At 62.6% G+C, this 11097-nt stretch carries 8 protein-coding genes; 2 read left to right on the plus strand and 6 right to left on the minus strand.

Going from position 1 to position 11097, the window contains the following annotated elements; genetic code table 11:
- Positions 1-360 precede the first annotated feature (360 nt).
- Positions 361-2253, plus strand: coding sequence for a PhoX family protein (locus tag AC5DC2_RS11865; RefSeq protein ID WP_491698620.1), 1893 nt, complete (start codon positions 361-363; stop codon positions 2251-2253).
- Between the two features lie 181 nt (positions 2254-2434).
- Here AC5DC2_RS11865 and AC5DC2_RS11870 read toward each other — a convergent pair whose 3' ends face one another.
- The 6 genes from AC5DC2_RS11870 to AC5DC2_RS11895 all read right to left on the minus strand — a co-directional run bounded on the left by AC5DC2_RS11870 (position 2435) and on the right by AC5DC2_RS11895 (position 9825).
- Entirely contained in the window at positions 2435-3532 is a 1098-nt protein-coding gene (locus tag AC5DC2_RS11870) for an ABC transporter ATP-binding protein (protein ID WP_491698621.1), read from the minus strand.
- A 2-nt stretch (positions 3533-3534) separates the two neighbouring features.
- A complete protein-coding gene (locus AC5DC2_RS11875) occupies positions 3535-5463 on the minus strand; it encodes a glycoside hydrolase family 127 protein (protein WP_491698622.1) in 1929 nt (642 codons plus the stop codon).
- Positions 5464-5485: 22 nt separating this feature from the next.
- The gene (locus tag AC5DC2_RS11880) at positions 5486-6379 is read right to left on the minus strand and encodes a carbohydrate ABC transporter permease (RefSeq protein ID WP_491698623.1); all 894 of its coding nucleotides are present in this window, start codon (positions 6377-6379) and stop codon (positions 5486-5488) included.
- Positions 6379-7305: a carbohydrate ABC transporter permease gene (locus tag AC5DC2_RS11885; protein WP_491698624.1), complete on the minus strand. Its 927-nt coding sequence runs from the start codon at positions 7303-7305 to the stop codon at positions 6379-6381. Before AC5DC2_RS11885 ends, AC5DC2_RS11880 begins: the two co-directional genes overlap by 1 nt.
- Positions 7306-7383: 78 nt before the next feature.
- A complete protein-coding gene (locus tag AC5DC2_RS11890) occupies positions 7384-8637 on the minus strand; it encodes an ABC transporter substrate-binding protein (RefSeq protein ID WP_491698625.1) in 1254 nt (417 codons plus the stop codon).
- Between the two features lie 141 nt (positions 8638-8778).
- Positions 8779-9825 (minus strand): LacI family DNA-binding transcriptional regulator, encoded by a 1047-nt coding sequence (locus AC5DC2_RS11895; protein WP_491698626.1) that lies wholly within the window; start codon positions 9823-9825, stop codon positions 8779-8781.
- Positions 9826-10229: 404 nt separating this feature from the next.
- On the opposite strand from AC5DC2_RS11895, the gene AC5DC2_RS11900 reads away from it, so the two are divergent.
- Complete coding sequence (locus AC5DC2_RS11900; protein ID WP_491698627.1) at positions 10230-10943, plus strand: FadR/GntR family transcriptional regulator; 714 nt, start codon at positions 10230-10232, stop codon at positions 10941-10943.
- Positions 10944-11097: the final 154 nt, after the last annotated feature.

Genomic DNA, 11097 nt, shown 5'->3' on the forward strand with positions numbered 1-11097 from the left:
CTACGCATCGTGCTTTCCGAAAATCGATTCCGATTTTCGGGCCGATGCGCTAGCGTTTCCAGGAAAAGTGGAGACCGGTTTTCCGTCCGGACGCGCGTAAAGACAAAAGGTTAGAGCGCCCCTTGCGTGCCCGAAGGGAGGTGTCGCCGGGCGGATCTCCAAACGATCAGGAAAGCTGACAATGATCGCGGTCGATTTCTGCCGGAGGGCGCGGCGTCCAATCTGCCGCTGTCCTGAAAGCTTGTCTCAGGTTTGAATATTCCGCACTCGGGCGCGGCGTGGCCGTGCGCTTTCATGCCGCCGTCAAGAAAGCCCTGTAGGGTCGATCTCGTAATGGTATTAAATTACGAGGGATCTTTCATGACCAATATACCGCCAATCAAGATGCCCGCCGATGCGTGGGACGAACTCAATTTTCCCCGGCCCGAAGAAAGCGATTTCGACCGCGTGGTCGAACGCGCGATCTCGCGCCGCGGCTTTCTGGGCGGCGTCGTCGCCTTCGGCTCGGGCGCCGTTGCCATGAGCGCCGGCCTGCTGCCGGGCGGCACGGCTGAAGCGGCAGCGCCGCAGTCGCGTTTTCCGTTCACGCCGATCGCCGCCCAGACCGATTACGCCTTCCACGTGCCGGAGAACTACAATGCCAGGGTCCTGGTGAGCTGGGGCGATCCGCTTTATGACGGCGTGGCCGAATTCAACCACGAGACCGGCGGCTCGGTCGAGGAATCCGACAAGGTCTTCGGTGAAAACACCGATGGCATGGAAACCTTCGAGATCGGGGGTCACCAGATTCTCGCGGTCAACAACGAATATGTGAACAGCGACATCAACCTGCCGCATACCGAAGACGGCGTGCCGCAGAGCGCGGCCGATGTGCTGAAGCTGCAGAACCTGCAGGGCGTGACCGTGGTCGAGATCAAGGAAGGCGCTGACGGCTGGTCCGTGGTGCGTTCCAGCCCGTTCAACCGCCGCCTGCACCACAATGCGCCGATGGCGATTTCGGGTCCGGCCGCCGGCCACCCCCTGCTGCAGACCGAAGCGGACCCGGATGGTCGCGCCGTGCTCGGCACGATGGGCAATTGCGGCGCCGGCAAGACGCCGTGGGGCACCTATCTGACCTGCGAGGAAAACTTCAACGGCTATTTCGGCGCCACTGAAGAGACGAGCTACAGCGACGAGGTCGCTGCCGGCTACAAGCGCTATGGCATGGCCGCCGAAAGCCAGTATGGCTACGAAAAGTTCGATCCGCGCTTCGACACCTCGAAGAACCCCAACGAGCCGCACCGCTTCGGCTGGGTGGTCGAGATCGACCCGACCGATCCTGACAGCACGCCGGTCAAGCGCACCGGGCTCGGCCGCTTCAAGCATGAAAACGCCGAGGTGACCCTCGCCCCGGATGGCCGCGTCGTGGTCTATCTCGGCGATGACGAGCGCGGCGAATTCCTGTACCGCTTCGTCTCGACCAATCCCTATGTCGCCGGCGGCGATACCGACGGTCTGCTCGATGACGGCACGCTCTATGTCGCCAAATTCAACGACGACCAGACCGGCGAATGGCTGGCGCTGACGCCGGAAACCACCGGCATGGACGAAGCCGACATCCTGATCTTCGCCCGCATGGCCGGGTCAAAGGTCGGCGCCACGACGATGGACCGTCCCGAATGGGTCGCCGTCAATCCTTATGCTGTGGAAGCCTATTGCTGTCTCACCAACAACAAGAACCGCGGCGTCAAGGCCAATGCCGGCGGCGACGCGACGCCTGTCGGCGGGCCCAACCCGCGCGAGGCCAATGAATACGGCCAGATCGTGCGCTGGCATCCCGACGGCGACGACCACGCTTCCGACACGTTCCGCTGGGACCTGTTCGTCATGGCCGGCAATCCGGAGGTCCATTCGGACGCCTATGCCGGTTCGTCCAACATCAACAGCGGCAATCTGTTCAACTCGCCCGACGGCATGGCCTTCGACACGAGCGGCCTCGTCTGGATCCAGACCGACGGCGAGGACAGCAATGAGGGCGATTTCGCCGGCATGGGCAACAACCAGCAGCTCGCAGGCGATCCGGCAACGGGCGAGATCGTCCGCTTCCTGACAGGCCCGCGCGGCGGCGAAATCACCGGCCTTTGCTGGTCGGCCGACCGGCGCACCATGTTCGTCGGCGTCCAGCATCCGGGCGGCTCCTGGCCGGCGGAAGAGGGCCTGCCGCGCTCGTCGATCATGGCGATCAAGCGCGACGACAACGGCCTGGTTGGCTGACGATGCGGCGGTCGTAACCATGAAAAGGCATGGCGCGCGAAGCGCCATGCCGGTTCTCTCGCCGACTTGGTCCTTCCCCTTCCTCGATGCGGTATCGATGGCAGACCCGCTTCCGCCGGCGTTGACCGGACATCGCGTCGGTCTTCCGCGGAAGGTCCCCGGCCATTGTCCCGGCGGTTCGTTACCTTATCCGACCCTCGTCCTCCGCAAACACATAGACGCGCTCGGCTTCGACGTCGAGCGTGAGCCTCGTGCCGGTCTTCGCAATCGCGCTCCGCTCGACTTCCACCGTGCAGACTGTGTCGCCAATGGTGCCATAGAGATAGCTCGAGCCGCCGAGAAACTCCGCGAAATCGACAGTGAACGGCAGGCCTTCTTCGCTGTCGTCTCGTGGCTTCCAGTGTTCAGGCCGGATGCCGACCGAGACACGGGTTCCGTCCTCTGGCTTTGCCTCGAGTTTCGGGCAGGGCAGGGCGCCGCCGGCGATTTCGATGCGGTCGCCCTTGATGACGCCGGTGAGGAAATTCATTTTCGGCGAGCCGATGAAGCCGCCGACGAACATGTTGTCAGGGTCGTCATAAAGCGTTGCCGGTGACCCGACCTGCTCGATATAGCCGCCGCGCAGAACGACGATCTTGTCGGCAAGCGTCATCGCCTCGGTCTGGTCGTGGGTCACGTAGATCATTGTGTTGCCGAGCTCGCGGTGCAGCCGGGCGATCTCTATGCGCATGCCGACCCTCAGCTCGGCATCGAGATTGGAAAGCGGCTCGTCGAACAGGAAGATTTCCGGGTCGCGCACGATCGCCCGGCCGATGGCGACGCGCTGGCGCTGGCCGCCGGAGAGCTGGCCGGGCCTTCGGTCGAGATAGTCGGTCAGCTTCAGGATATCGGCCGCCTGGCGCACCTTGGCCTCGACCTCCGCCTTCGGGCGTCCGGCGACCTTGAGGCCGAATCCCATATTCTGCTCCACGCTCATATGCGGATAGAGCGCATAGGTCTGGAACACCATGGCAATGCCGCGGTCGGACGGGTCCTCGTCGGTCACATCCGTGCCTGCAATCAGAACGTCGCCGCTGGTCACCTCCTCAAGGCCGGCAATCAGCCTGAGCAGCGTGGACTTGCCGCAGCCTGACGGTCCAACGAAGACGACGAATTCGCCGCCCTCGATCTCCAGGTCGACATCATGGATCACCTTCACCGCGCCGAAGGATTTCGACACGCGTTTGAGAGATAGTCCCGACGGATTTCGATCGGGTTTCAGCGTTTCGGCCTGGCTCATCGTCATGCCTCCCTGCGCAGCCAGACCAGCATTTCGCCCGGCGCGCGATTGTCCCAGAGATAATAGGGTATGGCTTTCAAACTGGCGGGGTTCCGCCCAGGCGGCGTCGTCGTATAGAGCGCCCCGGTCGGCTGGCTTTCGACTGTCGCCTCGATCCTGAGCGCAACCGTATCGCCAAGCCCTTCGGCCTGATCGAGGGTCACGGGCGCGCCGTCCTTGACGACATAGGCATTGAGGGGCGCGGCATTGTCGGTTTCCTCGACACAGTAGACGAGAGGGCCGCGCAGCAGCGCGGTGCGGCCCTGATCGGGCGCGACCTTCGGATGGGCATAGAGCATTTCCGGTTCCATCTCGAGGTCAAGCTCGATCGTATCGCCGGTCTGCCATTCGCGCCGGATGCGAAGATAGCCCTTCTCAGGCGAAGCTTCCGACATCTCACCATTGATCGCCAGCGAAAACCCCTTGGCCCAGCCCGGAACGCGCAGCGACAGAGTAAACTCGGCGGGCGTCTCCGGCGTGAGTGTAACCGTGATCTGGCCATCCTTTGGATAGACCGTTTCCTGCTTCACGCCGACCTTTGTTCCCGCGACTTCGATTTCGGCTGCATTCTCGCAATAAAGGTGCAGCGCCAGCTCATCCTCGGCCACGCCATAGAAATAGGTGCCGATCGAGGCCACCAGCCGGGAAATGTTCGGCGGGCAGCACGGGCAGCGGTGCCAGCGCCAGCGGTGGTGATTGCCATAGCTTTCCAGCGGATTGTCGTAAAAGAAACGCGTGCCGTCCTGCGACAAACCGGAAAGCGCGCCGTTGTAGAGCGCCCGCTCCATCACATCGGCAAAACGTGCGTCGGGCGCGCGGCCCAGCATGCGGCTTGCCCAGAACACCAGCGCGACGGCGGCGCAGGTCTCCGCATAGGCCGTTTCGTTCGGAAGGTCATAGTCGAAGGTCAGACCCTCATTGTCCTTGGACGGGCCGAAGCCGCCGGTGACATAGAGGTTCCGGTCGGTCAGGTGCGACCATAGCGCCTCAAGGGCCGGGTCAAGGCTGTCGTCCGAAAACTCGGTGGCGACGTCGGCCATTCCCGCATAAAGATAGGCCGCCCTGACCGCGTGACCGACGACTTCTCGCTGTTCACGCACCGGCTTGTGAGCCTGGCAGTATTCGAGTGTGGTGAAGTGGAAATCCTCCGGCTTCTCGCCGCGCGCAATCGCTTCCTGATCGAAATATTTCGGCTCCCTGCCGCGCTCGTCGACGAAGAATTTAGCCAGATCAAGGTAGCGCTGTTCGCCGGTGACGCGACCGAGCTTGACCAGCGCCAGTTCAAGTTCCGGATGACCGGGATAGCCGTGCTTTTTGTCGGCGTCAGGGCCGAAGGTTGCATCGATGCAGTCGGCATAGCGGCACATGATGTCGAGGAACTTGCGTTTGCCGGTCGCGTGGTAATAGGCGACCGCGCCCTCGATCAGGTGCCCGGCATTGTAGAGTTCGTGGCGGTCGCGCAGATTGGTCCAGCGCTGGCCCGGCTGGATGCGCTGATACCAGGAATTGAGATAGCCATCCTCGGCCTGCAATCTGCCATAGGCATCGATGACGTCATCGACGCGCGCTTCAAGCTCTTCATCGCGCTTGCGGTTCAGCGCATAGGCCGCCGTCTCGATGCTCTTGCCGAAATCGGAATCCCAGAACATCTGCGTGGTGACGGTGTTGCCGTGGTCGAAGGGGATGACGATGCCGGGATTGGGCAGGTCCGGGTCGACCTGTTCCAGCATGCGCGCCTCGATACAGCGGTCGAACAGCAGCTTGGCGGTCGTGGTCGCGACCACGTCTACGCGCGGGCCGAAGAAGCCGCCGACCTCGACCTGATTGACGGATAACGGGCGGAATTTCGACTTAGGCTGAAGGGCATCGCCAGCGTTGAGAGGCTTGTTCATCTTGGTGTCCTTTCAAAAGGGCTTATTTCACCGCTCCGGCCGTGAGGCCGCGAATGTAGGAGCGCTGGAGAAGGAGGAAGAGGATCATGCAGGGGATCATCATCAGCGTGACGCCGGCCTGCACGGCACCCCAGTCGACCGAGCCGTAGCGGCCATAGCGCACGGCGGTCATCAGGACGGGGAGCGTGAACTTCGACTGGTCTGTCAAAAGCACAAGGGCTGCGAGAAACTCGTTCCAGGCATTGAGGAAGGCAAACAGGCCGACGGTGACCACGCCGGGCAGGACCAGCGGGCCCATCACCTGCACCAGCATGCGCACGCCCTTGACCCCGTCCATGCGGGCAGCCTCCTCGATCTCCTTCGGAACCGCGTCGAAAGCGTTGCGCATCATGAAGACGGAGAAGGGAAGCTGCAGCGTCGAATAGATGAGGACGAGCCCGATGAGCGTGTTCTGAAGCCCCATCTTGGCCAGAAGCAGGAACAGCGGCGTCAGGATCGACTGAAACGGGATCATCATCGTCGACAGGATGAGGACGAAGGCAAAGCCTTTGAACGGGAAGCGGTAGCGCGAGAAACCGTAACCGGCGAGGATTGCCACGACGATGGTAAGCGCCGAGGTGCCGACGGCGACAAACAGCGAATTGCTCGAATAGTGCAGAACCGACTGGCCGAAATTTTCAAGCCGTTCATAGCTTGAGATGCTGAAGCCTTCGGTTGGCCATGGCGGCAGGGGCGGCTGGGTGGATTCCGCCGGCGTGCGGAAGCTTGCCAGCACCACCCAGACCAGCGGCGCGAGAAAGAGTGCCGCGACCAGCGTCGCCGTTACGTGAAAGAGAAGGCGATGATAGCGGAAGCGGCCGCGGCGGGTGGCCGGCGCTGCTGCGCTCTGTGCAAGGGATGAAACGGCGGTCGACATCATTTGTCCTTTCGATCGCTGAGCAAGGTTAGCTGCAGCACGCTGAGGACGAGCAGGATGACGAGCAGCACCATCGACAGCGCCGCGCCGTAACCCAGGCGGAAGGAGACGAAGCTTTCGTTGAAGATCTTGTAGACGGCGGTGACCGTCTTGTTCTGCGGGCCGCCGCTCAGGATGATATAGAACTGGTCGAAGGCGAGCATCGAACCTGAAACGCAGAGGATCAGCGCCAGCGCGAAGGGTTTGCGGATCAGCGGCATGGTGATGTAGCGGAAGCGCTGCAGCCATTTGGCGCCGTCAATGCGCGCGGCTTCCTGATAGTCCGCCGGGATCGACTGCAGCCCGCTCATCAGGATGACCATGAAGAAGCCGGCCATTTTCCAGACCACCATGACGATCACCGACCAGAAGGCCGGCGTGAAATTGGCGAGGATATTCACCCGGCCCTCCGTCAGGCCGAGGTCCTGCGCCAGCGGCGAGAACAGGCCGGTATCGACATTTGAAAGCCAGACCCACAGAAGCGCTGCGGAGGCAAAGCCCGTGACCACCGGCAGGAAATAGATTGTCCGGTAGGCGGAAACCGCGCGTCCCTGGCCCTGCACGATCAGCGCCAGCGCCATGGCGAAGCCCAAAAGCGCAATGGTGACGACGACCGTGTACTGGACTGTGAACCAGAGCGACGACCAGAAACTCTTGTCGAACAGCAGTCGTTCGTAATTGTCGAGGCCGATAAAGCGCGGCAGGCCCATCAACGGCCATTTGTGAAGCGACATCCACACCGTCATGCCGAGCGGAACGATGAAGAAGACGGTGACGAGCGCCAGCGCGGGCAGAACATAAATCAGGCCGGTCCACTGTGAATGCCGTCGCCGCCGGCGCTTTTTCGGCACGGGCGCTCCCGCGCCTGCCGTCATCTGGTCAGACATGGCGAAAGTCCTTTCGCATCAAAAGGGTGGCCGCCGGCCATTGAGTGCCGGCGGTTGTTCTTTCAGGAAAAGGGCCGCTCAGCGCGATGCGTCGATGATCGACTGCATCTCGTCCTGGGCTTCTTCCATGGCCTCATCCACCTCTGCCGCGCTGTCGGCGTAGAAGGCGCGGTTCAGCATGGTGACCCAGGGGCCGTTCAGCGAATTGATCAGATCGTTGAAGACCGGGCTGTAGGGCGTCTTGCCCTTGGCCATGGCCTCGGCCGCGATCATGTAGCGGGCGTCGAGACCTTCCAGTGCCTGTTCGGCGACATCGTCACGCACCGGCAGCGAACCGTTCTGCGCGAGGATCTTCTGGCCTTCCGGCGAATAGGCGAATTCGATGAAGGCCTGGATCGCCGGCATCTTGCTGTCCTCGGTCTTCGCCGAGACAACGATATTGTCGCCGCCGGCGAAAGACGACCAGCCGCCGTCCTTGCCCGGCAGATAGGTCACGCCGTATTCAAGGTCCGGATACTGGTTGTTGAGCGCGCCGATGGCGAAAGAGCCGGACGGCGTGATGCCGATATTGCCGCCGGCAAAGGCCGCGAAGAAGTTCGAGCCGGAATCCGTCTGCGAACCCGCCGGAACCAGTCCGTCCTCCACCATGCCGCGGTAGAACTCGATCGCATCCTTCATCTGCGGCGTTGTCACGGTCGCCTTCGCGCCTTCATCCTCGAAAAGCGCGCCGCCGGATGCCCAGACGAGCGGCATGAAGGTGAAGATATTGCAGCCGCCGCAATTGCCGGAGAAATAGAAGCCGTACGTGTCATCGCCGAGAGCCGCGACCGCTTCCGCATCCTCGCGGATCTCCGCCCAGTTCGTCGGCGCCTTGTCGGGGTCGAGGCCCGCTTCCTCAAACAGGTTCTTGTTCCAGACCAGCACGGAGGCGTCGGCCGAGAACGGCATGCCGTAGATCCTGCCGTCATAGGCGCCGACCGAAAGATGCGCCTTCGACAGATTGTCGTAATAGGGCAGCGACTTGGCGAATTCCGTCAGATCCTTGAGCTGGCCGGCCTGGGCAAAGGACGGCGTATAGATCAGGTCAAGCGAAAGCGCGTCCGGCTCCGATCCGCCGGCAGCGGCGATGGCGTATTTCTGGACCAGTTCGTTCACTGGCACGATCTGCAGTTCGGCCTTGTCCTCGCCCTTGGCATTGAACGCGTCGACCAGTTTGGGCATGAATTCCGAGCCGTCGGAGCGAACCCAGAGCGAGAATGTTTCCGCCTGGGCCAGACCCGGCAGAGCGATGGCGGCAATGGCAGCGCCGCCTAGAAGAGCCTTCAGTTTCATGTCACTTACCTCCCGTTTGATATCCTATGACAGCCCGGATTGGGCTGAGCTAACGTTTGCGCAGCATGCGCGATCTCCTCCCCTGGAACCGGCCCTTCAGCCGGTCTGTCTTGTTGGCGGGGCGGGGTCCCGGCGCAGTCCTCAGTCCGGTCTTGCGCCGCAGGATTGTCTGACGACGAGCCTGCAGGGCGTTTCGCGCACGCCCGGCTCGACCTCCTTGCCGTCAATCATGTCGAGAAGCGCAAGACCCGCGCTTCTCCCGAGGCCCGGAAGGCCCATATCCACCGTGGTCAACGGCGGCCGCGTCGCCTTGGCAAAGACTTCCCAATTGTCGAAGCCGACAATCGCGATGTCGTCCGGCACGCGAATACCCATCAATGCGAAGGCGTCGATCACGCCGCGGGCGATCTGGTCGTTGCCGCAGAAGATCGCATCCGGACGCTCTCCGGCCTCGATCAGCGCATGCGCTGTGTCGTAGCCGTGCGCTTCCGTCCAGGCCGAGAACATCGCCTTTCCGAAGGGGGCGAGCCCGGCCTGTTCCAATGCGGCGCGCCACCCGGCTTCGCGCAGATGCGCGGCCTTGAAGTCCAGCGGCCCGGTGATATGCGCGATCTTCCGGCGTCCGAGACCGATCAGGTGCCGCACCGCATCCTGCGCCGCGTTGGTGTCGTCGGGCACGAAGCTGACCGCTCCCTCCGGCGCGGCGGCATAGACATAAACGACCGGCATGCCGAGCGGCGGCAGGTCGATCGGCAGGCCGCGATCAATGCGCTTGCCGGTTATCACCAGCCCGTCGACCCGCTTCTCTTCCATGGCGCCGAGATTGAGTTTCAGGCTTTCGGGCTCGTATTTTCCGGCGCTGAGAAAAACCGAAACCCCGCGGTCTGCCATGGCGGCGGAAAGGCCGGCGGCCACCGGCAATGTGAAGCGTCCGTACGTGTCGTTCGTCAGAAGGCCGAGCGTGAAGGAGCGCTGCTGGACGAGGCCGCGGGCGATCGAGTTCGGCCTGTAGTCAAGCTCTGCGGCGGCGGAGCGCACGCGTGCGCGGGTTTCTTCCGACATGCGGCCCGTGCCGTTGAGGGCGCGCGAGGCGGTCGTCACGCTGACATTGGACTTCGCCGCGACATCACGGATCGTGGCGCGCTGGTAAGCGCTTGCCGATTGCAGCTTCGAGACCCTGTCCGCCACGGTTCATCCTCCCTGAGGCAAACAATTAAACGCTATGAGCAAGCGTTATCTCACCATTGGTTTATCGTTTGCGCAATCAAATTTGCACAGACATTGGAGACTGTCAAGCGAGGAATGCCGGCATCCGCAAACCGGCGTTCCGGGCAGGACCGCTTCGGGCCGCGAAGTGTCGAAACGGTCTTGCCGCGCGGCGGCAGACTGGGAGGTCATCGTTTCGCCTCTTGACAGCGCGCGCCGTTTGCTTTGCTATGATGTCAGACCAATTTAACAACCAATAACAGGGGAACGCCGAAAGGCTTCTTGGGGAAACCGGTCTGAAACGGGGCTTGCTCCGTCTGGCGCCGCGCAGGGCATTGCCGTTGCGGGAGCGGTTTCCTGTGCCTTCCCGGCAAGATGGCTGACGCATGAACGATGACAAGCCCGCCATGATGCCGCTTGCGCCGGTAAGCCGCGTTCGACAGGTCGCCGACGCACTGGTGGACTACGTGTCGCGCTCGGGCTTGAAGCCCGGCGACCGTATCCCGGCCGAACGCGAACTGATGGCGGCGCTCGGCGTCGGGCGTTCGACCATTCGCGAGGTGATCCGGCATTTCCAGTCGCTCGGCGTGATGGAGACCCGCAAGGGTAGCGGCACCTTTCTGCTCAAGCCGATCTCATCGGCCACAATCCACATGCCGTTGTCCCTCAATGCGGTCAATCTCCGTGACGCTTTGCTGCAGACGCTTGAAGTGCGTCGCGGCATCGAGGCGGAGGCCGCCATGGCGGCAGCGCGGCGCCGCACCGCCGCGGACCTGAAGATCATCGAGGAAAAGCTCGACGCGATGGAGCGCGTGCACCTGTCCAAGGGCACGTCCGGGCCGGAAGACCTTGAACTGCATCTGGCGATCTACGATGCCACGCACAATCCCCTGTTCCGTCAGCTTCTGGAGCAAATGCGCGAGGCGTTCGAGAAATTCTGGGCCGAGCCCTTCGACCGCCCGGATTTCGCCCGCCGCTCCTTTCCCTATCACCGCACCTTGTTCAACGCCATCGTCGCCCAGGATACCGAGGCCGCGCGGCGGGAAACACTGAAGATCCTCGACGTCGTCGAGGAAGACATCAAGGAAATGTCCAGATGAATGACGGCCTCTCCCAAGCCGAAGAAATCGCGCTGATCGGCGCTCATGACGAGGGCCACGCCTTCGCCGCCGTCGTTCCGCCGATCGTGCAGACATCGCTTTTCACCTTTGGGAACTACGACGAGATGCTCGACACCTATGCCGGTCGGAAGGA

It is taken from the genome of Martelella sp., from assembly GCF_984369615.1.

Excerpts from the sequence above, each read along its gene's own strand:
- AC5DC2_RS11885 (WP_491698624.1), bottom strand. The coding sequence starts at position 7,305 with ATGTCTGACCAGATGACGGCAGGCGCGGGAGCGCCCGTGCCGAAAAAG.
- AC5DC2_RS11880 (WP_491698623.1), bottom strand. The coding sequence starts at position 6,379 with ATGTCGACCGCCGTTTCATCCCTTGCACAGAGCGCAGCAGCGCCGGCC.
- AC5DC2_RS11900 (WP_491698627.1), top strand. The coding sequence starts at position 10,230 with ATGAACGATGACAAGCCCGCCATGATGCCGCTTGCGCCGGTAAGCCGC.
- AC5DC2_RS11890 (WP_491698625.1), bottom strand. The coding sequence starts at position 8,637 with ATGAAACTGAAGGCTCTTCTAGGCGGCGCTGCCATTGCCGCCATCGCT.
- AC5DC2_RS11870 (WP_491698621.1), bottom strand. The coding sequence starts at position 3,532 with ATGAGCCAGGCCGAAACGCTGAAACCCGATCGAAATCCGTCGGGACTA.
- AC5DC2_RS11875 (WP_491698622.1), bottom strand. The coding sequence starts at position 5,463 with ATGAACAAGCCTCTCAACGCTGGCGATGCCCTTCAGCCTAAGTCGAAA.
- AC5DC2_RS11865 (WP_491698620.1), top strand. The coding sequence starts at position 361 with ATGACCAATATACCGCCAATCAAGATGCCCGCCGATGCGTGGGACGAA.